At 66.3% G+C, this 26,774-nt stretch carries 23 protein-coding genes; 15 read left to right on the forward strand and 8 right to left on the reverse strand.

The window, feature by feature from the left end; translation table 11 throughout:
• Positions 1-200: 200 nt before the first annotated feature.
• The 4 genes from Q7514_RS08900 (at position 201) to nrdF (ending at position 4,264) form a co-directional block, all read left to right on the forward strand.
• A complete protein-coding gene (locus Q7514_RS08900; RefSeq protein ID WP_054714035.1) occupies positions 201-431 on the forward strand; it encodes a redoxin NrdH in 231 nt (76 codons plus the stop codon).
• A gap of 80 nt (positions 432-511) precedes the next feature.
• Positions 512-964: a class Ib ribonucleoside-diphosphate reductase assembly flavoprotein NrdI gene (nrdI, locus tag Q7514_RS08905; RefSeq protein WP_330132884.1), complete on the forward strand. Its 453-nt coding sequence runs from the start codon at positions 512-514 to the stop codon at positions 962-964.
• A gap of 94 nt (positions 965-1,058) precedes the next feature.
• Positions 1,059-3,215 (forward strand): class 1b ribonucleoside-diphosphate reductase subunit alpha, encoded by a 2,157-nt coding sequence (gene nrdE / locus Q7514_RS08910; protein ID WP_330132885.1) that lies wholly within the window; start codon positions 1,059-1,061, stop codon positions 3,213-3,215.
• A 47-nt stretch (positions 3,216-3,262) separates the two neighbouring features.
• Positions 3,263-4,264: a class 1b ribonucleoside-diphosphate reductase subunit beta gene (gene nrdF / locus Q7514_RS08915; RefSeq protein ID WP_330132887.1), complete on the forward strand. Its 1,002-nt coding sequence runs from the start codon at positions 3,263-3,265 to the stop codon at positions 4,262-4,264.
• An 89-nt stretch (positions 4,265-4,353) separates the two neighbouring features.
• Here nrdF and Q7514_RS08920 read toward each other — a convergent pair whose 3' ends face one another.
• From Q7514_RS08920 to Q7514_RS08930, 3 genes are read right to left on the reverse strand one after another with little or no spacing between them, the layout of a single operon-like run.
• The gene (locus Q7514_RS08920; protein ID WP_330132888.1) at positions 4,354-4,830 is read right to left on the reverse strand and encodes an NUDIX hydrolase; all 477 of its coding nucleotides are present in this window, start codon (positions 4,828-4,830) and stop codon (positions 4,354-4,356) included.
• A gap of 19 nt (positions 4,831-4,849) precedes the next feature.
• Positions 4,850-5,947, reverse strand: a complete 1,098-nt coding sequence (locus Q7514_RS08925) for an HtaA domain-containing protein (RefSeq protein ID WP_330132889.1) — start codon at positions 5,945-5,947, stop codon at positions 4,850-4,852.
• Entirely contained in the window at positions 5,931-6,989 is a 1,059-nt protein-coding gene (locus Q7514_RS08930; protein ID WP_330132890.1) for an iron-siderophore ABC transporter substrate-binding protein, read from the reverse strand. The genes Q7514_RS08925 and Q7514_RS08930 overlap by 17 nt, the downstream gene beginning before the upstream one ends.
• 324 nt (positions 6,990-7,313) lie before the next feature.
• Between Q7514_RS08930 and ctaD the strand changes: the two genes are divergently transcribed.
• The 3 genes from ctaD (at position 7,314) to Q7514_RS08945 (ending at position 11,261) form a co-directional block, all read left to right on the forward strand.
• Complete coding sequence (ctaD, locus tag Q7514_RS08935) at positions 7,314-9,083, forward strand: aa3-type cytochrome oxidase subunit I (protein WP_132470877.1); 1,770 nt, start codon at positions 7,314-7,316, stop codon at positions 9,081-9,083.
• Positions 9,084-9,271: 188 nt separating this feature from the next.
• Positions 9,272-10,504, forward strand: a complete 1,233-nt coding sequence (gene serB / locus Q7514_RS08940) for a phosphoserine phosphatase SerB (protein WP_330132891.1) — start codon at positions 9,272-9,274, stop codon at positions 10,502-10,504.
• Complete coding sequence (locus Q7514_RS08945) at positions 10,479-11,261, forward strand: peptidyl-tRNA hydrolase (protein ID WP_408016060.1); 783 nt, start codon at positions 10,479-10,481, stop codon at positions 11,259-11,261. The genes serB and Q7514_RS08945 overlap by 26 nt, the downstream gene beginning before the upstream one ends.
• A 76-nt stretch (positions 11,262-11,337) precedes the next feature.
• Here Q7514_RS08945 and glgX read toward each other — a convergent pair whose 3' ends face one another.
• The gene (gene glgX / locus Q7514_RS08950; protein WP_330132892.1) at positions 11,338-13,560 is read right to left on the reverse strand and encodes a glycogen debranching protein GlgX; all 2,223 of its coding nucleotides are present in this window, start codon (positions 13,558-13,560) and stop codon (positions 11,338-11,340) included.
• Between the two features lie 42 nt (positions 13,561-13,602).
• Here glgX and Q7514_RS08955 point away from each other — a divergent pair, with 42 nt between their 5' ends.
• The 5 genes from Q7514_RS08955 to Q7514_RS08975 all read left to right on the forward strand — a co-directional run bounded on the left by Q7514_RS08955 (position 13,603) and on the right by Q7514_RS08975 (position 18,352).
• A complete protein-coding gene (locus Q7514_RS08955; RefSeq protein WP_330132893.1) occupies positions 13,603-14,436 on the forward strand; it encodes an ABC transporter ATP-binding protein in 834 nt (277 codons plus the stop codon).
• A 43-nt stretch (positions 14,437-14,479) separates the two neighbouring features.
• A complete protein-coding gene (locus Q7514_RS08960) occupies positions 14,480-15,316 on the forward strand; it encodes an NUDIX hydrolase (RefSeq protein WP_330132894.1) in 837 nt (278 codons plus the stop codon).
• A gap of 68 nt (positions 15,317-15,384) precedes the next feature.
• On the forward strand, positions 15,385-16,164 hold the full coding sequence (locus Q7514_RS08965) for an enoyl-CoA hydratase-related protein (protein WP_330132895.1): 780 nt from the start codon (positions 15,385-15,387) through the stop codon (positions 16,162-16,164).
• A gap of 52 nt (positions 16,165-16,216) precedes the next feature.
• Positions 16,217-17,194, forward strand: a complete 978-nt coding sequence (locus Q7514_RS08970) for a class I SAM-dependent methyltransferase (protein WP_330132896.1) — start codon at positions 16,217-16,219, stop codon at positions 17,192-17,194.
• Positions 17,195-18,352, forward strand: coding sequence for a THUMP-like domain-containing protein (locus tag Q7514_RS08975; protein WP_330132897.1), 1,158 nt, complete (start codon positions 17,195-17,197; stop codon positions 18,350-18,352).
• A gap of 24 nt (positions 18,353-18,376) precedes the next feature.
• On the opposite strand, the gene Q7514_RS08980 is transcribed toward Q7514_RS08975, so the two are convergent.
• The gene (locus tag Q7514_RS08980) at positions 18,377-19,684 is read right to left on the reverse strand and encodes an outer membrane protein assembly factor BamB family protein (RefSeq protein ID WP_330132898.1); all 1,308 of its coding nucleotides are present in this window, start codon (positions 19,682-19,684) and stop codon (positions 18,377-18,379) included.
• A 117-nt stretch (positions 19,685-19,801) separates the two neighbouring features.
• Between Q7514_RS08980 and Q7514_RS08985 the strand changes: the two genes are divergently transcribed.
• Both Q7514_RS08985 and Q7514_RS08990 read left to right on the forward strand, forming a co-directional pair.
• A complete protein-coding gene (locus Q7514_RS08985) occupies positions 19,802-20,566 on the forward strand; it encodes an acyltransferase (protein ID WP_330132899.1) in 765 nt (254 codons plus the stop codon).
• Between the two features lie 25 nt (positions 20,567-20,591).
• A complete protein-coding gene (locus Q7514_RS08990; protein ID WP_330132900.1) occupies positions 20,592-22,097 on the forward strand; it encodes an amidase in 1,506 nt (501 codons plus the stop codon).
• 21 nt (positions 22,098-22,118) lie between these two features.
• Here Q7514_RS08990 and Q7514_RS08995 read toward each other — a convergent pair whose 3' ends face one another.
• From Q7514_RS08995 to Q7514_RS09005, 3 genes are read right to left on the reverse strand one after another with little or no spacing between them, the layout of a single operon-like run.
• Positions 22,119-23,366 carry a glycosyltransferase family 4 protein gene (locus Q7514_RS08995; protein ID WP_330133092.1) on the reverse strand — a complete coding sequence of 416 codons (1,248 nt, stop codon included), beginning with the start codon at positions 23,364-23,366 and terminating at the stop codon, positions 22,119-22,121.
• A 20-nt stretch (positions 23,367-23,386) separates the two neighbouring features.
• Positions 23,387-24,910, reverse strand: a complete 1,524-nt coding sequence (locus tag Q7514_RS09000; protein ID WP_330133093.1) for a glycoside hydrolase family 57 protein — start codon at positions 24,908-24,910, stop codon at positions 23,387-23,389.
• A 26-nt stretch (positions 24,911-24,936) separates the two neighbouring features.
• On the reverse strand, positions 24,937-25,770 hold the full coding sequence (locus Q7514_RS09005) for a class I SAM-dependent methyltransferase (protein WP_330133094.1): 834 nt from the start codon (positions 25,768-25,770) through the stop codon (positions 24,937-24,939).
• A 175-nt stretch (positions 25,771-25,945) separates the two neighbouring features.
• Between Q7514_RS09005 and Q7514_RS09010 the strand changes: the two genes are divergently transcribed.
• Positions 25,946-26,731: an electron transfer flavoprotein subunit beta/FixA family protein gene (locus Q7514_RS09010; protein WP_054718638.1), complete on the forward strand. Its 786-nt coding sequence runs from the start codon at positions 25,946-25,948 to the stop codon at positions 26,729-26,731.
• Positions 26,732-26,774: the final 43 nt, after the last annotated feature.

The raw sequence follows: 26,774 nt of genomic DNA on the forward strand, positions 1-26,774 counted from the left end.
GGGAATATCAAGAATGTAACTCACAACATCCTGGGTTCTATGTATCTGTCGGGCACAAGGTGTAGTGTCGAGACCGTTGGAAGCCCATACGGCACGGATCTCTCGGGGAAGTGAGATCGGGCCGGGTTCGATGGGTATTCGAGCATCGCGCAGCAGTCAGTCGTCCGGCCCGTCACGGCCGTGTTGAAGAGGGGAATCCCATGAACATCACCGTCTACACCAAGCCTGCCTGCGTCCAGTGCAACGCCACCTATCGAGCCCTCGACAAGGCCGGAATCGAATACTCGGTCGTCGACATCTCCGAGAACCCCGAAGCCCGCGACTACGTCATGGCTCTGGGCTACCTCCAGGCACCCGTCGTCGTGGCGGGCGAGGATCACTGGTCGGGTTTCCGCCCCGATCGCATCAAGGCTCTCGCCGTCGCTGCCTGATCCCGCACGGATCACGACAGCAGTACGGAACGGTACGACGGGCCGGCCTTCGCAATCGACCGAAAAGTTGGTGAGTACCGATGACCTCGCAGGGGTCCACCCCGGGGACGTCCCTGGTGTACTTCTCGAGCGCGTCCGAGAACACCCACAGGTTCGTACAGAAACTCGGGATTCCGGCCGTCCGGATCCCGCTGCACGACCGTGAGGGTGCGTTCGAGGTCGACGACCCATTCGTGCTGATCCTGCCCACGTACGGGGGCGGCACCACCATCACCGGCCGCGACACGAATTTCGTGCCCAAGCAGGTGATCCGCTTCTTGAACAACGAGCGCAACCGGAACCTGATCCGTGGCGTGATCGCGGCGGGGAACACCAACTTCGGTGAATCGTTCTGTTTCGCGGGCGACATCGTTTCGCGAAAGTGCAAGGTGCCGTATCTGTATCGGTTCGAACTGATGGGCACGGCAGACGACGTCGAGCGTGTCCGGGATGGTCTCGCGCAATTCTGGGGGCAGAGCCTCCGGACGGCATAACGCACAGGCGGGCCTCGGCCCGCAGTTCTCGAGTACCGCGCGCCTGCCGGCTGCGCGGCTGATTTCATACCTTCCGATATGTAGGGGCAGCACTGTGACCATTACCGATCCCGCTCGGACCACGAGCGCCGCGGCAGACGAGTCGCTCGACTACCACGCACTCAACGCGATGTTGAACCTGTACGGCCCGAACGGCGAGATCCAGTTCGACAAGGACGTGGCCGCCGCGCGCCAGTACTTCCTGCAGCATGTCAACCAGAACACCGTCTTCTTCCACAACATCGACGAGAAGCTCGACTACCTCGTCGAGGAGAAGTACTACGAGCCCGAGGTCCTGGACAAGTACTCGCGCGAGTTCGTCAAATCACTCTTCCAACAGGCCTATTCGAAGAAGTTCCGATTCCCGACGTTCCTCGGTGCGTTCAAGTACTACACGTCGTACACACTCAAGACGTTCGACGGCAAGCGTTACCTCGAGCGGTTCGAGGATCGTGTGTGCATGGTCGCGCTGACCCTCGCCGACGGCGACGAGATCCTTGCCCGACACCTCGTCGACGAGATCATCTCCGGTCGATTCCAGCCGGCGACCCCCACGTTCCTGAACTCCGGCAAGAAGCAACGCGGCGAGCCCGTGTCGTGCTTCCTGCTGCGTATCGAGGACAACATGGAATCGATCGGTCGCTCGATCAACTCGGCGCTGCAGCTGTCGAAGCGCGGCGGCGGAGTCGCTCTGCTGCTCAGTAATATTCGCGAGCACGGTGCCCCGATCAAGAAGATCGAGAACCAGTCCTCGGGCGTCATCCCGATCATGAAGCTACTCGAGGATTCGTTCTCGTACGCCAACCAGCTCGGCGCACGGCAGGGTGCCGGCGCGGTGTACCTGCACGCCCATCACCCCGACATCTACCGATTCCTCGACACCAAGCGTGAGAACGCCGACGAGAAGATCCGCATCAAGACCCTCTCGCTCGGCGTCGTGATCCCCGACATCACGTTCGAGTTGGCGAAGCGGAACGAGGACATGTACCTGTTCTCGCCGTACGACGTCGAACGTGTCTACGGCAAGCCGTTCGCCGACATCGACGTAACCGAGAAGTACTACGAGATGGTCGACGACAAGCGCATCCGCAAGTCGAAGATCAAGGCCCGCGAGTTCTTTCAGACGGTCGCGGAACTGCAGTTCGAGTCCGGCTACCCGTATGTGATGTTCGAGGACACCGTCAATCGGGCGAACCCCATCGCGGGTAAGATCACCCACTCGAATCTGTGCTCCGAGATCCTCCAGGTCTCGACGCCGTCGGAGTTCAACGACGACCTGTCCTACAGCCATGTGGGAAAGGACATCTCGTGCAACCTCGGCTCGCTCAACATCGCGAAGACCATGGACTCGCCGGACTTCGCGCATACCATCGAGGTCGCGATCCGTGGCCTGACCGCGGTCTCCGATCAGACGAGCATCGCGTCGGTGCCGTCGATCGAGAAGGGCAACAACGAGTCCCACGCCATCGGACTCGGCCAGATGAACCTGCACGGCTACCTGGCGCGCGAGCGCATCTACTACGGCTCGGCCGAGGGTATCGACTTCACGAACATCTACTTCTACACGGTGCTGTTCCACGCGCTGCGCGCATCGAACCGGATCGCTATCGAACGCGGCACCCATTTCAAGGGGTTCCCGGAGTCGAAGTACGCGTCGGGTGAGTTCTTCGACAAGTACACCGAGCAGGCCTGGGAGCCGGAGACGGATCGCGTTCGCGCCCTGTTCGCCGACGCAGGCGTGACCATCCCCACCCAGAGCGATTGGCGCGAGCTGAAGGCGTCCGTGCAGGAGCACGGCATCTACAACCAGAACCTCCAGGCCGTCCCGCCGACCGGATCGATCTCGTACATCAACAACTCCACCAGCTCCATCCACCCGGTGGCGTCGAAGATCGAGATCCGCAAGGAAGGCAAGATCGGTCGCGTCTACTACCCCGCGCCGTACCTGACCAACGACAACCTGGACTACTACCAGGACGCGTACGAGATCGGGTACGAAAAGATCATCGACACCTACGCGGCGGCCACCCAGCACGTCGACCAGGGCCTGTCGCTGACACTGTTCTTCAAGGACACCGTCAGCACTCGCGATGTCAACAAGGCCCAGATCTACGCGTGGCGCAAGGGAATCAAGACTCTGTACTACATCCGCCTGCGGCAGCTTGCGCTGGAGGGGACTGAGGTGGATGGTTGCGTCTCCTGCATGCTCTGAACCACCCGGCAGCTCCCGTCCCACGACGACATTCAGGTAGGTAACCGATGACCTCTGTATCGCATTCACCCGCAGACGGGGCCCGGATCAAGTTGATCGACCGCGTGTCGGCGATCAACTGGAACCGCGTTCCCGACGAGAAGGATTCCGAGGTGTGGGATCGCCTCACCGGCAACTTCTGGCTGCCCGAGAAGGTGCCGGTCTCCAACGACATCCCGTCGTGGGGCACGCTCACCGAATACGAACAGCAGCTCACCATGCGCGTGTTCACCGGCCTGACCCTGCTCGACACGATCCAGGGCACCGTCGGTGCCGTGTCGCTGATCCCCGACGCGGTCACGCCGCACGAGGAAGCGGTGCTGACGAACATCGCGTTCATGGAGTCGGTGCACGCCAAGAGCTACTCGCAGATCTTCTCGACGCTCTGCTCGACCCGCCAGATCGACGATGCGTTCCGGTGGTCGGAGGAGAACGAGCACCTGCAGCGCAAGGCGCAGATCATTCTCGACTACTACCAGGGCGACGATCCGCTCAAGCGCAAGGCCGCCTCGACGCTGCTCGAGTCGTTCCTGTTCTACTCGGGCTTCTACCTGCCGATGTACTGGTCTTCGCGGGCCAAGCTCACCAACACTGCCGACGTGATTCGCCTGATCATCCGGGACGAGGCGGTGCACGGCTACTACATCGGTTACAAGTACCAGAAGGGCCTCGAAAAGGTTTCGCAGGCAGAGCGCGACGAGCTCAAGGAGTGGGTCTTCGATCTGCTGCTGGAACTGTACGACAACGAGACCCACTACACCTCGGACCTGTACGACGAAGCGGGGCTGACCGAGGACGTCAAGAAGTTCCTGCGCTACAACGCCAACAAGGCGCTGATGAACCTCGGCTACGAGGCGCTGTTCCCGAAGGACGAGGCAGACGTGAACCCGGCGATCCTGTCGGCATTGTCCCCGAACGCCGACGAGAACCACGATTTCTTCTCGGGGTCGGGCAGCTCGTACGTGATCGGCAAAGCTGTCGTCACCGAAGACGAGGACTGGGACTTCTGATTCCCGTGTAGAAGCCCCACATACGGACATGCACCCCCTTCCTGGAAGCGGGTGCATGTCCGTATCGGTTGCAAGAGTCCCGAGGGCTGTCAGGGGTAGCGGAACCACGCTTCCCTGCGGTCCGCGAGCGCTTTCCCCAGGAGCAGCGCTGACGTTGCAGCGAGAAGCGTCGGCAACTCGTCCGGCGCGAACCACGCCACCTCGAGATTCTCGTCGTCGCCGACCCGGGCGGACCCGCCGGTCGCGCGCATCACGAACGAGACGTCCAGATATTGCGCGACGTCTCCGTTGGGATAGGTGATCGGCTCGGTGACGTCGACGCTCGTGAGCCGGAGTATCTCGGCGTGGACCCCGGTTTCCTCCGCCACTTCGCGGACCGCCGCAGCGGCCGGCTCCTCACCGGGCTCGAGAATGCCCGACACCACCGCCCACTTGCCGTTGTCGGCGCGGCGGGTGAGCAGGACGCGCCCGTCATCGTCGAGGACGATTGCGCTCACCCCGGACAACCACAGCGGGTCATGGCCGACGTGAGTGCGGAGGGCAGCGACGAAATCAGGGATGGGCATGCGTGTCTATCCCAACGCCTCAGAAGTGGAACGACACCGGGGAGGCGGCCTGCCCCGAGTACGGGAGCAGGACGGTCGGCTGCAGCGGCACCGCAAACTGGGCCGGCACGTCGCTCCACTCGGTGCGTCCACCCTCGGCGGGTGTATCGAGCCGGGCGAGCGTGACGCGGCTCATCGAGTCGGTGCCCACCTGATCGCCGGTCGAGGACTCCGCGGTGAGGTAGGTGCCATCGGCGGTGAACTCGATCCACGGATTCGCGAGCGCGATCTCGAGCAGATGGAAGCGTGTGAACGACACGACCGTGCCTCGGTACTCGATGCGTCCGAAGCCCGTGGTCGTGTCGATCCGTGCCTCGGAGAGCTCGAAGGTCATCGTCCCGTCGTCGCGGACCGAGGCGCCGTCGCTGCCGACGACCGAGCCCTGCGTAGTTCCCGTGACGAGGTCGCTGTATCCGGGTGCGAATCCCCACACGAGATCCTGGGACGGTGCCACCGGGGCGTTCGGTCCGGGGGAGGGATCGAAGTTCACCGGCACCGCCAGCTCCTGCTCGGCGTTGACGGCATCGGCCGCTCCGAAGGTGTAGATGCCGTACCGGGCATCATCGGGAACGGTCTCGGGGGCGTCGATGGTGATCGTTGCCGCGAACGAACCGTCGTCGGCGAGCGGAACCCATTGCTGCCGCACCGTGCGGCGCATGTCGAACGGCCGATCCGGAACCTGGTTCAGGGCACGCTCCGACAACACCCACGCATTGGTGGAGCGCACCGTGGCGCGACTCTCGGTGGGTGCGTCCTCGGACGGGCGCCAGTGCTCGGAGAAGCCGCCGAACGAGACGAAGGTGCCATGCGGAACACCGGGCGGCACCGGAAGGGGCAGTCCGCCGGTGCGGTTGGCCTCGGGGTCGAACCCGGTACCGCGGACGACCACCGTGTCGCCTTCATGGACGGGAGTGTCGCCGAGAGGAGTCACACCGTCGGCGGCGAACACCTCGATGTCCGGGTGGACGACAGGCTGGGCGGTAGCCGGTGCGACGACCAGTGTGCCCAGCGTGAGTGCGCCCGCGAGCGTGATCCCGATCCGGCGGATACCTGCGGTGATGTCAGTTCGAATAGCCATTGAGCGAGTCCCTCAGATCTGTGAGTACTGCGTGGGCCGCGACCGGGCCGGGCGTGGACCACACCTCGTCCGAGACGGAGAACAGCCGGTTGTCGGTGACGGCACCGAGATCGAGCCACTCGTCCCGCTTCATGTACTCCGTACCCCGATCGAGGCCGTCCGGTCCGTCGAATCGGACGAAGATCACATCTCCGTCGGCAGGCGATGGGTCCTCGGTGTCGAGTGGTCGGTATGCGCGACCGTCCTCGACCCCGAACCGCTGGGGGGCCGGTCTCGCGGCCCCCAGGTCGGCAAGGACCTGACCGGGGAATGACGCGGTGCCGTCGATGGTGGGTCCGTCGCCGGTGAAGCGCACGAGAGACGCTTGTGTCTGCGACGAGGTGAGTTCGCGACCGAGTTCACTCGCTGCGAGGGAGTACTCCTCGAGCACCCTGCGTGCCGCCTCGGACCGGCCCAGCGACTCGCCGACGCGCTCGAACTGTTGCCGCCAGAACACCTGGTCGGAACCGACGACGACGGTCGGTGCGACGGACGACAACGAATCGTAGAGTCCTGTGTCGGCCGCTGCGCCGACGATGAGATCCGGTCGGGCCTGCTCGATCGCAGCGAGATCGGGGGAGCCGGCCGAACCGATGGCGGGAATCTCCGAGACACCCGTACCGAGGTATTCGGGGCGTTCGTCCGGGGCGATGCCCACGCCGACGACCCGCTCCCACAGTCCCAGTGCGCACACGGCGTCGAGTGACGCCGCGTCGAGGACGACGATCCGCTGCGGATCGTTCGGGACCTCGGACACGCCGGCGGTGTGGATGACACCGTGCGTGCTGCCGGCGGGCAGACCGGGGTCGGTGGGGCTCGGCAGCGCGCACGCCGTCGTCGTGTCGCGTTCGATACCGACCACCGCGGCGCCCGCGATGCGGGTGGTGGTGCGCACGATCTCGGAGGCCGGGTCGTCGGCCGGAGCCGAACAGCCGGCGAGCGCGAGGGCGGCCGTGGTGGCGGCGAGAGCGACGATGCGGACACGGTGCGCGGGCAATTCCACCACTTCCTGTCGAGGGGACGAATCAGACTATCGCTTGTGCAGATCGGCCCCGGCGATCCTGCCATAGTGAGCCGCGCGGAAACGCGCCTCCGCGCGACCGATTCCGACGCGACGTGATGTGTGTCACTCGGATGTGCGTGACGGGCGCGATGCGGCGATTCGCTCGTGCACCGATCGCTGCTTCGGCGGTAGTGTGACGCCCGAGTACGACAGCGAGTAGGACCCGGTTAACGAGTGGTGCGCGCACGGTCTACGATTCGATGAGCGCAAGCCAGAGAGACCGTTCGCCTCCAGCCCGAGTCGAGCGCGCATTCAGGAGGATTAGTGACTGCCGTAGCGCCCCAGCCAGTCCCAGAGATAGCTGCAGCAAGGCCATACCCGCCGCGGCAGGGACCCAAGGGTTCGTTCATCTACAAGATGATCACGACCACAGATCCCAAGGATCTGGGGATCATGTACTTGATCACCTCGGTGTCGTTCTTCCTCATCGGTGGCCTTATGGCCCTGCTGATGCGCGCCGAGCTCGCGGTTCCGGGCCTGCAGTTCCTGTCGAACGAGCAGTTCAACCAGCTGTTCACGATGCACGGCACGATCATGCTGCTGATGTACGCGACCCCTGTCGTGTTCGCATTCGCGAACTACATCCTGCCGTTGCAGATCGGCGCGCCCGACGTGGCGTTCCCGCGACTGAACGCGTTCAGCTACTGGCTGTACCTGTTCGGCGCGACGATCGTGATGCTCGGCTTCGTGACCCCCGGCGGCGCTGCAGACTTCGGCTGGACGGCGTACACGCCGCTCACCAGTGAGCTGCACTCCCCGGGCGTCGGCGCAGACTTCTGGATCCTCGGCCTCGGCGTCATGGGCCTGGGCACCATCCTCGGTGGTGTCAACTTCATCACCACCGTCGTGTGCCTCCGTGCCCCCGGCATGACGATGTTCCGGATGCCGATCTTCACCTGGAACATCCTGATCACCAGCATCCTGATCCTGCTGGTCTTCCCGCTGCTGACCGCCGCGTTCATGGGCCTGTTCGTCGACCGTCACCTCGGTGGCCACATCTACGACCCGGCCACCGGTGGTGTGCTCCTGTGGCAGCACCTGTTCTGGTTCTTCGGCCATCCCGAGGTCTACGTCATCGCGCTGCCGTTCTTCGGCATCGTCTCCGAGATCTTCCCGGTCTTCAGCCGTAAGCCGATCTTCGGTTACACCGGTCTGGTGTACGCGACGATCGCCATCGCGGCCCTGTCGATCGCGGTGTGGGCGCACCACATGTACGCCACCGGCGCAGTGCTGCTCCCGTACTTCTCGTTCATGACGTTCCTGATCGCGGTGCCGACGGGCGTGAAGTTCTTCAACTGGATCGGCACCATGTGGCGGGGCCAGATCACATTCGAGACACCGATGCTGTTCTCGGTCGGGTTCCTGATCACCTTCCTCTTCGGCGGCCTGTCCGGCGTCATCCTCGCGAGCCCGCCGCTGGACTTCCACCTGCACGACACCTACTTCGTCGTCGCGCACTTCCACTACGTGGTGTTCGGCACCGTCGTGTTCGCCACCTACGCCGGCATCTACTTCTGGTTCCCGAAGATGACGGGCCGGATGATGGACGAGCGTCTCGGCAAGTGGCACTTCTGGCTCACGTTCGTCGGTTTCCACCTGACGTTCCTGGTGCAGCACTGGCTCGGCAACGAGGGCATGCCCCGCCGCTACGCCGACTATCTCCCGACCGACGGGTTCACCAACCTGAACATCGTGTCGACGATCGGTGCCTTCGTCCTCGGCGCCTCGACACTGCCTTTCATGTGGAACGTCTTCAAGAGCTACCGATACGGCCAGGTCGTCACGGTCGACGACCCGTGGGGCTACGGCAACTCGCTCGAGTGGGCCACCAGCTGCCCGCCGCCGCGCCACAACTTCACGGAGCTGCCGCGGATCCGCTCGGAGCGCCCCGCGTTCGAGCTGCACTACCCGCACATGGTGGAGCGGATGCGCGCCGAAGCGCATGTCGGACCGGGTAGCCACAAGCACAACGTGAATGTGCTCGAGGGCGCGGATCGAACTCCCGGCGACCACCCGCGCGCCGGTGAGAGCTAGACGCACCACCCCTCCGAACCGGTAACGAAGACCCCGCCCACGACCACGGGCGGGGTCTTCGTCGTCCGGGTGCGAAGCCGGTTCTCGCGCGCCGAACCCCCGCACGTCGGGGGCGCACGCGACTGCAACAATGGGTGCGCACGTGCTTCGACCCGTGCACGATTCGACTGACGAAGATCGGAGACGTAGTGGCGTCTGAGACCACTGTGCTCGTGACGGTGACGGGCCCGGACCATCCCGGTGTGACCTCGGTGCTGTTCGCGGCGTTGAGCCGCCACGACGTGGACCTGCTCGATGTCGAGCAGGTCGTCATCAAGGGGCGGCTCACGCTCGGCGTAGTGGTGGTATGCCCCGGCGACCCCGAAGCCCTGCAGGACGAGGTCGAGGCGGCCATGGCCACCATCGGCATGAACGCCGATGTCGAGGTCGGGGCCCGCCCCGAGAACGGCCGCGCAGTCTCCACCCATGCCGTCGTCGTGCTCGGCAGCCCCGTCAGCGCCCGAGCCATGCGCTCCGTCGGCCGCACGCTCGCCTCGCTCGGGGCGAACATCGACTCGATCCGCGGTATCGCCGACTATCCGCTCACCGGCCTCGAATTGATGGTCACCGCCACCGACCAGGGCGCCGACGCCGACGAAGCATTGCGCAAGGCGCTCGCGGAACTCGCGGCGGGACTCGACGTCGACATCGCCGTCGAGCGCGGTGGCCTCGCGCGCCGCTCCAAGCGCCTGATCGTGTTCGATGTCGACTCGACACTCGTCCAGGGCGAGGTCATCGAGATGCTCGCCGCCCATGCCGGAGTCGAGGACAAGGTCCGCGCCGTCACCGAAGCGGCGATGCGCGGGGAGCTCGATTTCACCGAATCGCTCGAGCAGCGCGTGGCCACTCTCGAGGGGCTGCCCGCCAGCGTGATCGACGAGGTCGCCGAGCAGATCGAATTGACGCCCGGTGCACGCACCACGATCCGCACGCTGCGTCGTCTCGGATTCCGCTGCGGCGTCGTCTCGGGCGGATTCCGTCAGGTCATCGAAGGACTCGCGCATGATCTCGAACTCGACTTCGTGCGCGCCAACACCCTCGAGATCGTCGACGGCAAGCTCACCGGCAAGGTCATCGGCGATGTCGTGGACCGCGCGGCGAAGGCGCGGGCGCTCCGGGAATTCGCCGATGACGCCGGCGTCCCGATCGAGCAGACCGTGGCAGTCGGCGACGGTGCCAACGACATCGACATGCTCAGTGCAGCCGGCCTCGGTATCGCCTTCAATGCGAAGCCCGCATTGCGTGAGGTCGCCGATACCGCGCTGTCCTACCCGTACCTGGACGCCGTTCTTTTCGTCCTGGGCGTGACGCGCGAGGAGATCGAAGCAGCCGACCGCGGCGACGGAACGCTCCGGCGTGTCCCGATCGAGCACGGTGCCTGAGCCGCATCCGGTCTTCGCCGATCCCGGATTCGAATCCAGGCACGGCGTACTCGCCCGCGGGTACGGTCACCGGGAGGATCCGGACGATCCGTCCGCGGTGCTCGCGATGCCTCTCGTGCTGCACATTCCCAAAGCCGAGCCTCCCGCCCGGAGCGCGCTGCTCGAGGCCGCGGCCGTCGCGACGGTTGCACTGTGCCTGGACCCTCGGGTCGGTGCCGGGGAGGACGGTGCAGCGGGTGAGTGGCAGGACGCGTTCCTCGCGTGGAACGACGCCCGGATCCGCAAGGTGAGCCGCCGTGCCCGCGGGGCGCACTGGCGTGCTGCGCAGGACGTCGACGGCGTGACCGTCGACCGTGACGGTGCGCAGGCCCGCGCGCTCGTCCCGGGCCCCGTCGGCCGACTCGATCCGCGGATCGCGCGGTTGCAGATCGGCGGCACGGACCTCCCGCACGACGACCCGGGCGATGTCCCCGACGGCGTGCCGGTCCTGTGGGTCAACGCAGCACTCGGGATGACCGTGGGCAAGGCCGCCGCACAGGTCGGCCACGCCTCCATGCTGCTGGCCGGCGCGCTCGACGTCGACTCGGCGCGGGCGTGGGCGGCGACAGGTTTTCGGTGTGCGGTTCGTGATGCGGATCGCGACCGGTGGGCCGAACTCGTCGTCATGGCCGCCGAAGGCACCGGCGTCCCGGTGCGCGACGCCGGCTTCACCGAGGTCGAACCCGGCTCGATGACCGTGATCGTCACTGCGTCCTGATCGTCACTGCGTCCTGATCGTCACTGCGTCCTGATCGTCACTGCGGGCTGACGACCGCCGTCCACGACCGGGGTCGTCAGCCCGCGATCCGGAACACCAGCACAGTCGGGCCCGTCAGAGAGAACGACGAGCCCACGCGATATGCCGCGGACTCGACCGGACGCCCGTCGACTGCGGATGAATCGAACACACATCGGATGTCGCCGTGGTACCACTCGGGGCCCGCCAACGTCACGCTCGTCGCATCACCGGCGTGCAGGACGAACAGACCGCTGCTGTCGGGTAACGGTTTTCCCGTCGGCGTCACCGTTCCCAGCTCCGATCCGTCGAGCCATGCCTGCACCGTGTGGCGGTCGTCGTCGTGCCAGTCGGCATCCTGCAGTTCGATGCCGTCGCGTCCGAACCACACCAGATCGGGATAGCCGACGGTGCGGGCCCGGCCGTCGAAGAATCGACGTTGCCGGAGTACGGGTACCCTTCGCCGCAGTTCCAACAGAGCACGGACGAACTCGATGCGTTCATGATCGGCGTGTTCCCAGTCGAGCGGCCAGGCCTCGGACACCGGCGTCCCGGCAGGAACGCAGTACGCGTTGTTGTTGCCGCCCTGGGAGTGTCCGAACTCGTCGCCGGCGAGCAGCATCGGGGTTCCTGTCGAGAGCAGCAGTGTGGCAAGCAGGGCGCGGACGTGACGGGCGCGCGCGGCGAGGACCGCGGGGTCGCCGGTCGGTCCCTCGATGCCGTGGTTCACCGACTCGTTGTGGTCGGACCCGTCCCGGCCCTCCTCACCGTTCGCATCGTTGTGCTTGTGCGTGAACGAGACTGCGTCGGCGACGGTGAACCCGTCGTGCGCGGTGACATAGTTGATCGACATCCACGGCTGGCGCTCATGGCGTCGATACAGGTCCTCCGACCCTGTCAGGCGCGACGCGATCTCACGCACTCCCGAATTTCGTGCCCAGAAACGTCGAGTGGCGTCGCGGTAGCGATCGTTCCACTCCGACCACTGCACACCGAACCGGCCGAGCTGATAGCCCTCCGCTGTCGCATCCCACGGTTCCGCGATGAGTTTGCGGTCGGTGAGCACGGGGTCGGAAGTGATGGCGGTGAACAACGCGGCGCGCGCATCGAACGCGCCGCCGTCCGGACGTCCCAGCGCACTCGCAAGATCGAACCGGAAGCCGTCGACGCCCATGTCCGTCGCCCAGTAGCGCAGGCTGTCACACACCATCCGCACCGCGATCGGCGACGCACCGTCGACGGTGTTGCCGCAGCCCGTCAGATCGATGTCGTGGCCGTCGTCGTCCAGAAGGTAGTAGCCGGGAGCGTCGAGCCCCCGCCACGACAGGCTCGGTCCCGCGACAGACCACTCGCACGTGTGGTTGAAGACCACGTCGAGGATCACCTCGATTCCCGCGTCGTGCAGTGCTGCGACCATCGCGCGGAACTCTGCGATCTCGTCGCCCGGTGTCACCGCGTAACCGGGGTGTGGTGCGAAGAACGACGCGGTCGAGTACCCCCAGTGGTTGCGCATTCCCCGGGCCCGGACCGGGGGTTCGGTCATGAACGCATTCACCGGCAGGAGTTCGACCGCGGTGACACCGAGGTGCACGAGGTAGCCGATCACCGCCGGGTGGGCCAGTCCGAGATAGGTACCCCGAAGCGCGCTCGGCACGCCGGGATGCACGGCCGTGTACGAACCGACGTGCAGTTCGTAGATGACGGTGTCCTCCCACGGAGTCCGCGGTCGCCGATGCTGTGCCGTATCGCTCGGGGCCGTATCGCTCGGGGCCGTATCGCTCGAGGCCGTATCGCTCGGGGCCGTATCGAAGGAGGCGGCCGCGGTGACGACGGACAGTGGCGTGTGCCCGAGCGAATCGGCGGTGGACATCGAGCCGAAGGGATCGTCGTCGTACGCGAGCAGTCGGGCTGCGTCCGCGGAGTCGTTCCGCAGATCGGTACCCGTGACCCGACGGCCCCACGGATCGAGCAGGATCTTGTGCGGATTGGTGCGGAGGCCGTCGTGCGGACGCCACGGCCCGTACGCGCGATAGCCGTATCGCCGACCGGGGCCGACCCCGGGGACTGTGCCGTGCCAAATACCGAATGTGCGATCGGGCAGGTCGACACGGTGTTCCCGACCGTCGCCGTCGATCAGGCACACCTGCAGCCGGTCGCAATGGGGAGCGTGGACGGCGAAGCGGGTACCGCCCTCGACCGGCGTCGCGCCGAGCGGGAACGGCGACCGATCGGGCTCCGCGGCGTAGTCGGACTGGGCGTGCACACGAGTGGATGACGACACGAAGGAGATCCTGCCGTGTCCCGAGTCCGGGCGTGAGCGAAGATGGACGGCGTGGCACAACCTGATCCCGATCTGCTCATCGAATTCGAAGACGTTTTGGTGCGGCGAGGTGGAAATGTCCTCGTCGGGCCCGTGACCTGGAAGGTGGAACTCGACGAGCGTTGGGTGGTGCTCGGCCCGAACGGCGCGGGTAAGACGTCGTTGCTGCGCGTCGCAGCCGCCGAGGACTTCCCGACGTCCGGCACCGCGCACGTGCTGGCCGAGACATTCGGCCGCACCGACCTGTCGGAACTGAGGCCTCGTATCGGACTGTCGTCGTCCGCGCTCGCCAATCGCGTCCCCCGCGACGAGTTGGTCGTCGATCTGGTGATCTCTGCCGGGTACGGCGTGCTGGGCCGGTGGCGGGAGAAGTACGACGACATCGACACCTCGCGCGCGGTGGAGATGCTCGAGAGTCTCGGCGCCGAGCACTTGGCCGGGCGCACCTACGGAACGCTCTCCGAAGGGGAGCGCAAGCGGGTCCTCATAGCCCGCGCCCTCATGACGGATCCGGAACTGCTTCTGCTCGACGAACCGGCTGCGGGCCTGGATCTCGGTGGACGCGAAGAGTTGGTAGCGCGGCTCGCGACACTCGCAGCCGACCCGGACGCGCCGGCAACGGTCCTCATCACTCACCACGTCGAAGAGATACCGCCGGGCTTCACCCACGCGATGCTCCTCAAGGAGGGCGGGGTCGTTGCGCAGGGTCTGATCGACGATGTGATCACAGCGGAGAACCTCAGCGCTGCGTTCAGCCAGTCGATCACCCTGGAGAAGGTCGACGATCGCTTCTTCGCCCGCCGCACGAGCGAGCCCGGGCGGCACCGCCGCGGGTGAGACCGGGCGGGTTCGCGCGGGCCGGATCGATTAGGCTCCGGCCATGCCTAACGAACGCTCAACAACCGCCTTCGACCCCGAATCCGTGCCGGTGAAGGACGCGTCCACTGTCATGCTCGTCCGGGACTCGGCACGGGGGGTCGAAGTCTTCCTCCTCCAGCGTGTAGTGGGTATGGACTTCGCGGGCGGCATGACCGTGTTCCCGGGCGGCGGTGTCGACAGAAGCGACAGTGAGGCTTCGGTGCGGTGGACCGGGCGCGATGTCCAGTGGTGGGCGCAGCGCTTCGATGTCACACCGGCGCGGGCGCAGGCGCTGGTGCTGGCCGCGGTGCGGGAGACATTCGAAGAGTGTGGTGTCCTGCTCGCCGGGCAGGACCCCGAGTCGGTGCTGGCCGACACCGCACCCCACGCGCAGGCGCGCGGGCAACTCGAGGCCCGCGAACTGTCCTTCGGCGATTTCCTCACCCGCGAAGGACTCGTCCTGCGCGCAGATCTACTGCGCCCGTGGGCGCGCTGGATCACCCCGCTCGGTGAGCGGCGGCGCTACGACACGCACTTCTTCGTGGCCGCCGCCCCGGAAGGGCAGAACGCCGACGGCGAGACCAGCGAGGCCGAACACGTGCTCTGGCAGACCCCCGCAGAATCACTCGAACACTGGAGATCCGGTCGGTCGGTGTTGCTTCCCCCCACCTGGGCTCAGCTCACCGAGCTGTCGAAGTACGCGACGGTTGCCGAGATCCTGGCGGCCGAACCGAAGATCCCCACGATCCTGCCGATCATGAGCCGGACCGACACCGGGATCCACATCGCGTTCGACGGCGACGAGGGCTACTACGACGGCGGCGGCCCGCATCCCTGGGCGAATCGTGACGACATCTGACCCGGCTCGTCGAGGCGGCCACCGGCCTTGTCGAGACGGCACACCCGGGGACCTCTAGTCTGTGACGCATGGCTGAATTCGTGACACTCGAGGTTTCCGACGGCATCGGCACGATCCGGCTGGACCGCCCCCCGATGAATGCCCTGAACCGTCAGGTCCAGGAGGAGATCCGGGACGCCGCGCGTGAAGCCACCGTGCGCGACGATGTCAAAGCCGTGATCGTGTACGGCGGCGAGAAGGTCTTCGCCGCCGGTGCCGACATCAAGGAAATGGCCGACCTGAGCTACGTACAGATGAGCAAGATCATCGATGATCTGCAGTCCGCTCTCGGTGCTGTCGCCGATATCCCGAAGCCCACCGTAGCGGCGCTCACCGGGTACGCGCTCGGCGGCGGTCTCGAACTCGCACTCGGCGCGGATCGCCGTATCGCCGGCGACAACGTCAAGGTCGGTACCCCCGAGGTGCTGCTCGGGATCATCCCCGGCGGTGGCGGAACCCAGCGCCTCGCGCGTCTCGTCGGGCCGTCGAAGGCCAAGGACATCGTCTTCACGGGTCGCTTCGTCGGGGCCGACGAAGCCAAGTCGATCGGGCTCGTCGACGAGGTCGTCGCACCCGACGCGGTGTACGACGCTGCTCGCACCTGGGCCTCCCAATTCACCAAGGGCGCGGGCCGCGCACTCGCTGCAGCGAAGGCCGCGATCGATCAGGGACTGGACACCGATCTCGACACCGGCCTGAAGATCGAGCAGCACGTCTTCGCCGGGCTGTTCGCTACCGAGGACCGTACGATCGGTATGAAGTCGTTCATCGAGAACGGGCCCGGCAAGGCCGAATTCCTGGGCAAATAATCGCCGGGACGGGCCACTTGTCGAGAGCTTACTGCCGGGTAGGATCTCCGTCATGACTGCAAGCAGGACCGACGGGACCGATCCCGCGCCGAACCCGCACGCTACCGCCGAACAGGTCGCGGCTGCTCTCGAGGACTCCAAGCTCGCTCAGGTGCTCTATCACGACTGGGAAGCCGAGACCTACGACGAGAAGTGGTCGATCTCCTACGACGAACGGTGTATCGATTACGCTCGCGGTCGCTTCGACCTGGCGGCCGGTGAGCAGCAGTTGCCGTACGCGCGCGCCCTGGAACTCGGTTGCGGCACGGGCTTCTTCCTGCTCAACCTGATGCAGGGCGGGGTCGCGAAGAGCGGGTCGGTCACCGACCTGTCGCCCGGCATGGTCAAGGTTGCGTTGCGCAATGCGGAGAACCTCGGGCTCGATGTCGACGGCCGGGTCGCCGACGCCGAAACCATTCCCTACGAGGACGACACCTTCGATCTCGTCGTCGGGCACGCGGTGCTGCACCATATTCCCGACGTCGAGCAGTCGCTGCGCGAGGTGCTGCGTGTGCTCAAGCCGGGCGGACGGTTCGTCTTCGCGGGTGAACCCAGCACCGTCGGCAACTTCTACGCACGGTGGCTGGGTCGCATCACCTGGGAGGCGACCACCACTGTCACCAAGCTTCCGTTCCTGAGCGACTGGCGTCGCCCACAGACCGAACTGGACGAGTCCTCGCGCGCTGCGGCGCTCGAGGCGGTCGTCGACCTGCACACGTTCGATCCTGCGGATCTCGAGAAGCTCGCCACCTCGGCGGGCGCAGTCGAGGTCAAGGCCTCGAGCGAAGAATTCGCAGCCGCACTGCTCGGTTGGCCGGTCCGCACCTTCGAGGCCGCGGTTCCCGAGGAGAAGTTGGGCTGGAACTGGGCCAAGTTCGCGTTCGGTGGCTGGAAGACTCTCAGCTGGGTCGACGAGAACGTGCTCAAGCACGTCGTCCCGCGCAACTTCTTCTACAACGTGATGATCACCGGCGTGAAGCCCGGCAAGTAGTTGGGTTACGAGTTCACGCTCGCCGATGTCGAGTATCTGACGTCGGACAAGGGCGTCGCAGCATTGTCCGCTGTCGACGGCCGGGAACTGTCGACGCGTACGCGCCTGTCGGATATCGGCTGGGCGCGTACGCGTTTCGGCGATCGTGCGGCGCCGCTCGTCGAGACGGTGCTCGCTCGCCGAAAGGCCGCAACCAAACTCGAGGGCGCGCACGGGTTGTTGCTGACCGACGACGCGGTGCAACAGGCGACCCCGTCGCCGGTCGCCGCTCACCGAGCGCGCCGGCTCGCAGGGCGGCAGGTTCACGACGTGACCTGCTCGGTGGGAGCGGAACTGGCCGCGCTGGTAGGGACGGCCACCACCGTCGTGGGGAGCGACCTCGACGAGGTGCGCCTCGCGATGGCGGCCCACAATGTTCCCGCGGCCCATCTGGTGCGAGCCGACGCGCTGCGGCCGGTGACACGCGGAACCACGGTGATCGCCGACCCGGCGCGCAGGTCCGGCGGGCGGCGCACTCACGATCCCGCCGCGCTGCAGCCCCCGCTGCCCGACCTTCTCGATGCCTATTCAGGCCGTGACCTCGCCGTGAAGTGTGCTCCGGGTCTCGATTTCGGCAAGCTCGGCTGGGACGGCGAGGTCGAGATCGTGTCGCTCGATTCGGGTGTGCGTGAGGCCTGCCTCTACTCGCCTGGACTGAGTGAGCCGGGGATCCGCCGTCGCGCCACCGTTCTGAGGTCGGACGGGCCGACTTTCGAGGTCACCGACGAAATGCCCGACGACATCCCGGAGCAGGCGCCCGGGCATTGGATCGTCGACCCGGACGGCGCGATCGTGCGCGCGGGTCTGGTACGGCACTACGCCGCGACACACGGTCTGTGGCAGTTGGATCCGCGCATCGCCTATCTCACCGGCAACGCACTTCCCGATGGAGTGCGTGGCTTCCGAATTCTCGAGCAGCTGAAGTACTCGGAGAAGAGCCTTCGGCAGGCACTGACTCACCACGAGTGTGGTTCGGCCGAGATCCTGGTGCGCGGGGTCGACGTCGACCCCGCGCAGCTACGCCCGCGATTGAAGCTGCGCGGCGACCGCGCGCTCAGCATCGTGCTCACCCGCGTCGGCCGGACACCTGTGGCGTTCGTGTGCACACCGAGCCGCTGAGATGCTCGCGGTGCACACGGGCACTCAGTCCTCGGAGCCGTCCAGCACGTACATCTCGCCAGACAGGGTAGTGGCGACAAGCTGACCGTCCGGTCCGACCGCCGTCCCCACCGAGAATCCGGTTGCGTCGGGGAGGGGCTCCTCGTCGAGGGTCCGACCGTCGGCCACGTCGAACACGAGCGCAGTGAGGCCGTCGTCGCTCTGGGTGACCGTGTAGCCGCGACCGTTCGCCGTGAGTGCCGGGACACCGGCCTGCCGGACATCGTTGCGGTCCCACGCGGCCTCGACGCCGTCGCCGGTGTCGCGCAGGGCGGTCAGGGCACCGGAAGTGCCGCCGGCCGACATCACGAGCAGCCCGTCATCGGCGACTGCAGGGCCTGTCGCCGGGGTGTATCCGAGATCGTGATTCCACCTGGGCTGTCCCGTCTCGGCATCGATGGCCCACAACGCGCCCTCGCCGTCGTGGACGTAGACGGTGGTGGCATCGGCCGAGAGCGCCGGACTTGTCGTGGCGCCGCCCGGAAGATCGACGTTCGACCATTCCTCGGTGACCACAGGGTTGTCGCCGCCCGGGTATCGCAGAGCGACCAGCGCGGCGCGGTCGGCGCCGGGGCGCCACACGGTCGTGAAGATCCGGCCGGTGTCCTGGTCGATGGCGGGGGTGGTCGCGACGGGGCAGTCGGGGGAGCCGCCGAAGCATCCGGCCAGGCCGTGGTCGGGATCCTGACGCGGAATGTTCGTGCCGTCTGCGACCCCGGGGATCGGGACCAGATCGAACAGGGGTGCACGGAGCATCCCGGTCTGCGGATCGACGATGTTGACCTGACCGAAATGGGTGATCACGACGAGGCTTTCGTCGCCTGCGAACTGCGCCGCGCGCGGGGTACCGCTCACCGGGATGCGCCACCGGCGCTGGCCGTTCTCGGTGAACGAGAACAGGCCACCCGCCTCGCCGACATATACGTTGGCGACGTCGTCCGCCACCGGGCTGACGTCTGCCACCCCTGGACCGAGACGTGTGCACCAGCGTTTACGCCCGTTGTCCATCTGGTACGAGAAGATGTTGCAGCCCGCCTCCGTGGCCGAGGTGATGGTGATCTGGCCGTTCGGTGCCACCGTCGCCGGTGATCCCACAGCGCCACCGGTCGCCCGCGACCACGAGGATGTGACGTCGTCGAGCCCGTCGCTGACGGTCGTGTTGCTGTTGCGCGCGTCCGAATGGCGTCCCGGCCACGCACCGGGCGAGTACGGTCCACCGTTATCGCTACCGCACCCGCTCAACGCCAGTGCTGCCGTCGCCGTCAGCACCGCAGCTCGCCGGGCACCCCGCATCGCTCAACTCCTTCAGGACTGTCGGATTCGACTCGCCAGCGTATCGGGCCGGGTGTTTCACGCTCCGGGCGAGGCAGACCGTAGGCTGTGTGTTCTGACACCGTAGGCTTGCGTGCCATGACGAGCATGTGGGGTGCACCGTTGAGCACCAGGTGGCGTGGTTCGCGGCGTCGTGATCCGGAGCAGGCCCGATTCCTGACCCCGGCGTCGCTGCGATGGGTGTTGAACAACAAGGCGTACACCCCGTGGTACCTCGTGCGATACTACCGGTTGGCCAAGTTCAAGCTGGCGAATCCGCATGTGGTGCTGCGCGGGATGGTCTTCTTGGGGAAGAATGTGGAGGTCCACGCGACACCGGAACTGGCGCGATTGGAGATCGGTAAGTGGGTCCACATCGGCGACGGTAACGCCATCCGGTGCCACGAAGGATCCCTGCGTATCGGCGACAAGGTCGTGTTCGGCAAGGACAATGTGGTGAACACCTACCTCGATATCGAGATCGGCGCATCGACCCTGGTCGCCGACTGGTGCTACATCTGCGACTTCGACCACCGTACCGAGGACATCACCTATCCGATCAAGGACCAGGGCATCGTGAAGAGCCCCGTCCGGATCGGCCCCGACACCTGGATCGCGGCGAAGGTCTCGGTACTGCGTGGCACCCGGGTCGGGCGGGGGTGCGTCCTGGGAGCGCACGCCGTTGTCAAGGGGGACGTCCCCGACTACGGCATCGCCGTAGGATCCCCGGCCAAGGTCGTGAAGAACCGCAAGGACTCGTGGGAAGCCGGCGCAGCCGATCGCGCGGCCTACGTCGCGGCGCTCGAAGACATCGCACGCAAGAAGGCGGGCGACCCACCCGTCGACGTGAATTCTGCGACCTGACCGGCCGGGTAGGAGGGGAACAACCGTGGAGTATGCCGAGTATCGCCGCTGCGACGCGGTGGGGCTCGCGGAACTCGTGACCCGAGGTGAGGTGTCGGCGGTCGAGTTGCTCGACACGGCACTCTCGCGCCTCGACGCTGTCGATCCGACGCTGAACACCGTCGTGCAGCGCCTCGACGAGCGGGCCCGCGTACGAGCCGAGGGACCCCTGTCAGGGCCGTTCGCGGGTGTGCCGTTCCTGGTCAAGGACCTGTTGCAGGATGTGGTCGGAACGCCCACGGGGAGTGGCTCCCGAGCCCTCGCCGAGATTCCTGCGGCTCAGAACTCCGTGCTGGTCGACCGCTGGCTCGATTCCGGGCTGGTGATCTTCGGCAAGACCAATACACCCGAGTTCGGAGCGAAGGGCATCACGGAACCGGAGGCGGGTGGGGTGACCCGCAATCCATGGAACCCGGAGCTCACACCCGGCGGGTCCTCGGGTGGTTCTGCAGCGGCCGTGGCTGCGGGTGTCGTACCCGTGGCGGGTGCCAACGACGGTGGCGGTTCGATCCGGATTCCGGCGGCATGCTGCGGCCTGCTCGGTCTCAAACCAGGTCGGGGCGTGGTGCCCACGGGGCCGGTCGGTGGGGAGCCGTTGCACGGGGCAGTGTCCAACGGTGTGATCAGCCGGACGGTCCGCGACTCGGCCGCGATGCTCGACGTGATGGCCGGCACCTATTCCGCGGCGCCATATGCGGTAGGTGGTATCGCTGGTTCATATGCTGCAGTGGTGAGTACGCCACCGCGGCGCTTGCGGATCGGCTACGCGACCGCCTCTCCGATCGGTACCGGTGTCGATCCCGAGGCCGTTGCTGGGGTCGACCGCGCGGTGGTGTTGCTCGACGAACTCGGGCACCGGGTGGAACCTGCAGAGACCGGAATCGACGAGCGGCGACTCGCGGCCGACTTTCTGACGATGTGGTTCGCGTCGCTCGCGCTCGAGGTCGACGATGCCCGGCGGCGCACAGGGTGTGGACCGGGCGGATTCGAGTTCGACACCCGCATGCTGGCCGAACTGGGCAGGTCGGTGTCGGCGCCGGATTATCTTGCCGCGCATGCCCGATGGGCGGACTACATACGCGACCTCGCCGCGTTCCACGAACGGTATGATCTGCTGCTCACGCCGACCCTGGCGTATCCGCCGGCACGGGTCGGCGAATTGGCCACACCGATGTGGATGCGGGCGCTCGGATCGGTACTCATGACGACCCGGATGGGGCGACTTGCGCGCTGGAGTGGGTTGATCGACAAGGTGATCGACGACAACCTCGGCCGTACCCCCTATACGCAACTGGCGAATATCACTGGGCGCCCGGCTATCTCGGTACCCCTGCATTGGACTGCGGAGGGCGTGCCGTTGGGAGTGCAGTTCGTTGCTCCACTCGGCGGCGAAGCGCTGTTGCTCTCACTCGCCGGCGAACTCGAACAGGCGAGCCCGTGGTTCGACAGGCAGCCACCGTTTTTGCCTGCACCCGAGGTGTACCCGAAATAGCATCGACCGCGGACCGATGGTTCAGCCGCGATCCGGCAGTGGACGCTGCGGGATCGTCGGCCGCGCCATCGGGTGCCGGACCCGGCGTTTCGCGGCTGCGTAGACCTGGACGGTCTCCTCGGCGACCACGCCCCAGTCGAAGTCGTCGGTGAGTCGTTCGCGGGCCGCACGTGCCCGCTCCTGGGCTTCGGCAGGATTGTCGAGGGTCTCGCGGACCGCGGACACGAGGCCTGCGACATCTCCGGGCTGGAACGACAGTCCTGTCGCGCCGTCGACCACGGCTTCACCGAGACCACCTGCGGTGGAGGCGACGAGCGGGATGCCCGCTGCTGCCGCTTCGAGGGCGATGATCCCGAACGGTTCATAGCGGCTCGGCAGCACGATGGCGTCGGCGCCGTGCAGCCATCCGAGAAGTTCTGTGTGGTCGAGGTTGCCCACGAAGGTCACCGACCTCGCGACCCGGTGCAGGCGAGCCTGTTCGCGTAGCCACTCGAACTGTGTGCCCTCACCGGCGACGACGAGCGTGGTGCCCGGATGCGAGCGTCGGATCTTCGGCAACGCCGCGATCGCGTCCTGCACACCTTTCTCGTACTCGAGCCTGCCGACGTACAGCAGTTGTGCAGGCACGGCCCGAGGTTGTCGTTCCCGATACGACCAGGTGGTGATATCGATGCCGTTGCGGATCACCGATATCTTGGGCAGCGCGGGGCCGTACAGCTCGGTGACTTCGTCGCGCATGGATGCCGAACACGTGATGAGCGCATCCGATTCGTTGGCCAGCCACCACTCGACCGAGTGCACCTGCCGGTTGATGCGACCCGACAGCCATCCGCTGTGACGGCCCGCTTCGGTGGCGTGGAGGGTGGAAACCAGTGGGACGTCGAAGTATTCGGCGAGTGCGATCGCCGGGTGCGCGACGAGCCAGTCGTGCGCATGCACGACGTCGGGCTGCCAGCCGTCGCCGATTCCGCCGCGGCTGAGCCCGACTCCCGCGCGGACCATCGCGTGTCCCATCGCGAGGGTCCAGGCGAGCATGTCGGTGCCGAACTCGAAGTGCGGCGCGTCCTCGGCCACCGCGACGACGAGGACGCTCTCGGAGATGTGGGTGATCGTCGGGTGGGTCGATGCGTCGGTACCCGTGGGGCGGCGCGACAGCACCACCACCTCGTGCCCGATTGCGGCGAGCTCTGTCGCCAGATGATGGACGTGCCGGCCGAGCCCACCCACCACGACCGGGGGGTACTCCCAGGACACCAGGAGGATCTTCAGTCGCGGAGCGATCGTCGATGTCACAGGGTGCCTCCGTGTCGTCCGGGAAGACGTCGCGCGTCGAGTCCGGGAAACAGATTGTCGGCTCGGTTCCACGCTTCGGCGAGTCGTGCCGCCGTGGACTCGCGACCTTCGGCGACGGCGGCGGCTATCTCCCGCGTCGCGTGGGCGTGCTTGTGTGCGCGGTCTCGTGCGTAGCCCGCCGCGGTGTCCTTGCTGACCATGAACGCCCAGTCGCTGGAGACGGTCATCAGTGCCTCACGCAGAATCTGGTCGTGGACCCGGTTGCGCAGGAGCGGGGCGCTCGATCCGAGTGCGTCGCGGGACTTGTCGACGGTGTCGAGAGCGGTGGCGACGACCTCGTCGTTGAGCTGGACGAGATCGGAGACCTGATCGCCGGCCCACACCCGCCAGTCCTTGCCCGACCCCCAGGACGAGTCCTCGAGATCTACCGCTCCGCCGACGTATCCGCGTTCGCGCGCGTCGGACAGCGTGCCCACTTCGATCCCGGCTTCGGGCAGCGCACGCAGAAGTCGTTCGAGGAAGATCGGTCCCTCGTACCACCAGTGCCCGAACAGTTCGGTGTCGAATGCGGCGACGACGAGGGCGTCGCGGCCGATGCGGGCCGATTCGCTGCGCAGCCGCTGCCGGATGGTGTCGACGAAATCCGCGACGTGCCGATCGAGGGCAACCGACGCGAGGTCGGGGTCGTACGGCGCCTTTTCCTGTGAGGCGACGGTGCGCCCGGTCACGCGGGAGGGCTTGAGACCCGTGTCGTGGCAATAGGTGTGGAAGTCGCGATATGCCGAATGTCCGGGGTATCCGGATTTCGGAGACCAGACCCGGTAGGAGACCTGCAGATCGCGGCCGAAGCACACGACGTCGGAGTCGCGGACGGTGCGTCCGAGTGCGGTGTCTCCGTGCAGTGCCGGTCCGTCGACCATGAAGTGCTCGACACCTGCTGCGGCGTAATCCTTTTCCATACCAGGGGTGAAGCCGCATTCGGGCCCCCAGATGCCACGGGGGGTATGGCGCCATCGCTGGTGTGCGTCGTCGAGTCCTTCGGAAAGCGAGAACGCCCGCAATCGGGGATCGAGCAACGGCTGGAACGGATGCGCGAGCGGTCCGCCGAGCAGTTCGACGGTGTCGGCATCGATGAGTTCGCGAACGATGGGTGATCCGCCGTGCCGCCACCGGGTTTCGAACGTCTCGAGCGCCCGGTCGGCTGCGCGATGCTCACGGGCGCCGAGTGCGCGATAGGACGGTTCGGTCATCCCGGCAGCCTCGTGCGCGCGCAGCTTCCAGTTGCCGAGCCAGTGGTGCATACCGGTGAGACTGTGCGGATCGTCGAGCTGAGCGGCCAGGACGGGTGTGATACCGAGGGTCAGTAACCGTGTGTGTCCCTCGTCGGCGAGGCGGCGCAGGACGTCGACGACGGGCAGATAGGTCGCGGCCCAGGACTGATACAGCCATTCTTCGCCGACCGGCCACCGCCCGTGGTTCGCGAGCCACGGGAGGTGGGAGTGCAGGACCAGGGCGAACATCCCCGGTTCGCGTGTCGCTTCGGATCTCACGGAGCGGGATCCTTCACCGCGATCGCGACCAGGTCGAGGCTGTCGTCGATGTTCTCGGGGAAGAGGGCGAAGTCGTCGGAGGTGATGGCCGCGACATCGGTGGTCAGCTCGTCGGGCCACGGCTCGCCGGCGAGGGCGCGTTCGATCTGCGCGTCGATGAACGACCCGCCGTGCTTGGCGTCGAGGGTGCGCAGAGTGTCGCCGTGGTGGACGCCCGTCATGAGTTCGACGCGGAAACCCGCGTCCTCGAGAAGCTCGGTGAGTTCGGCGGCGTCGAGTTCGCGGGTGTGGAACGGGTTGAGCGGTGTGTCGCGTCCTGGGGAGAAGGTGATGCGATTGGGGGTACTGATGAGCAGTTCGCCTCCGGGCGTCAGGACGCGGTGGCATTCCCGAAGGAACTGCGCTTGGTCCCAGAGGTGTTCGATGACTTGGAAATTCACGACCGCGTCGACCGATGCGTCGTCGAGGGGAAGTTCGGCGAGGTTGCCTTGGCGGATGTCGACGCGCGGGTACCTGGCGCGGATGTGCGCGACAGCGCTCTCGTCGTAGTCGAGTCCGATGACGCGTGTGGCGACGTCGGCGATCATGTCGGCACCGTATCCTTCGCCGGCTCCGGCCTCGAGAACGGTGCGATCGGCGCATCGCTGCAGCATGTCGCGGTAGACCACTTCGTGGCGGCGGAACCAGTAGTTCTCTTCGGCGATACCGGGGACTGTCCGTTCGCCGGTCAGTGGCAGCTGTTGCGCGCCGTCGGCGCGGACGGTGGAGTCACTCACCGCCCCGAGAGTAGACCCACCGCCTGTGGCGTCGGATTCGGTGGTCCAGATCACAGCCATTTCGCTCCTCGTCTGCGGTTATGGTGAACCGTGAATTCCGCTAAGTTACCACCCGGTAACTTAGCGTTTGGTAACCTGACGCACGCGACGTGCGACAGGCACGATCAGTCGGTTCAGGCATCGCCTCTCCGATCCGAAGCAGCTACACACAGGAGGTCGACGTAGACCCATGACGAACATCGTCGTTTTGATCAAGCAGGTCCCCGACACGTGGTCCGAGCGCAAGCTCACCGACGGCGACTTCACTCTCGACCGTGAAGCAGCCGATGCCGTGCTCGACGAGATCAACGAGCGGGCCGTCGAAGAAGCCCTGCTCATCAAGGAGCGCGATGGCGGCGAGGTGACCGTCCTCACTGCCGGTCCCGATCGCGCCACCGATGCGATCCGCAAGGCGCTGTCGATGGGTGCTGACAAGGCCATCCACCTCAACGATCCTGCTCTCCACGGCTCGGACGCCATCCAGACCTCGTACGCGCTTGCTGCGGCGCTCGGTCAGATCGAGGGTGTCGAGCTGGTCATCGCAGGCAACGAGGCCACCGACGGTCGCGCAGGTGCTGTGCCGGCGATCATCGCCGAGTACCTGGGCCTGCCCCACCTCACCCACCTGCGCAAGCTGACCGTCGCCGACGGTAAGGCGTCCGGCGAGCGCGAGACCGACGAAGGTCTCTTCGGCATCGAGGCTCCGCTGCCGGCCATCATCTCGGTCACCGAGAAGATCAACGAGCCGCGCTTCCCGTCCTTCAAGGGCATCATGGCCGCGAAGAAGAAGGAGGTGCAGACGTTCACGCTCGCCGAGATCGGTCTCGACCCGGAGATCTTCGGTGTCGCCAACGCTGCCACCACAGTCACCGGCGTGACGCCGAAGCCCCCCCGTACCGCGGGTGAGCGCGTCGCGGACGAGGGCGAGGGCGGCAACCAGATCGCCACGTACCTGGTCGGCCAGAAGATCATCTGATCGCGCCCCACGGCACACAGCAGACATATCTAGGGAGAGAAGC

The organism is Rhodococcus artemisiae (assembly GCF_036327795.1).
GTDB lineage: Bacteria > Actinomycetota > Actinomycetes > Mycobacteriales > Mycobacteriaceae > Rhodococcus > Rhodococcus artemisiae.

Bases quoted from the DNA above. Each gene is read 5' to 3' on its own strand.
- nrdI (WP_330132884.1), top strand. From the start codon at position 512: ATGACCTCGCAGGGGTCCACCCCGGGGACGTCCCTGGTGTACTTCTCG.
- Q7514_RS08970 (WP_330132896.1), top strand. From the start codon at position 16,217: ATGACTGCAAGCAGGACCGACGGGACCGATCCCGCGCCGAACCCGCAC.
- Q7514_RS08955 (WP_330132893.1), top strand. From the start codon at position 13,603: ATGGACGGCGTGGCACAACCTGATCCCGATCTGCTCATCGAATTCGAA.
- Q7514_RS08980 (WP_330132898.1), bottom strand. From the start codon at position 19,684: ATGCGGGGTGCCCGGCGAGCTGCGGTGCTGACGGCGACGGCAGCACTG.
- Q7514_RS08920 (WP_330132888.1), bottom strand. From the start codon at position 4,830: ATGCCCATCCCTGATTTCGTCGCTGCCCTCCGCACTCACGTCGGCCAT.
- Q7514_RS09000 (WP_330133093.1), bottom strand. From the start codon at position 24,910: ATGTTCGCCCTGGTCCTGCACTCCCACCTCCCGTGGCTCGCGAACCAC.
- Q7514_RS08925 (WP_330132889.1), bottom strand. From the start codon at position 5,947: ATGGCTATTCGAACTGACATCACCGCAGGTATCCGCCGGATCGGGATC.
- Q7514_RS08985 (WP_330132899.1), top strand. From the start codon at position 19,802: ATGACGAGCATGTGGGGTGCACCGTTGAGCACCAGGTGGCGTGGTTCG.
- nrdF (WP_330132887.1), top strand. From the start codon at position 3,263: ATGACCTCTGTATCGCATTCACCCGCAGACGGGGCCCGGATCAAGTTG.
- Q7514_RS09010 (WP_054718638.1), top strand. From the start codon at position 25,946: ATGACGAACATCGTCGTTTTGATCAAGCAGGTCCCCGACACGTGGTCC.
- Q7514_RS08900 (WP_054714035.1), top strand. From the start codon at position 201: ATGAACATCACCGTCTACACCAAGCCTGCCTGCGTCCAGTGCAACGCC.
- Q7514_RS08965 (WP_330132895.1), top strand. From the start codon at position 15,385: ATGGCTGAATTCGTGACACTCGAGGTTTCCGACGGCATCGGCACGATC.
- Q7514_RS08960 (WP_330132894.1), top strand. From the start codon at position 14,480: ATGCCTAACGAACGCTCAACAACCGCCTTCGACCCCGAATCCGTGCCG.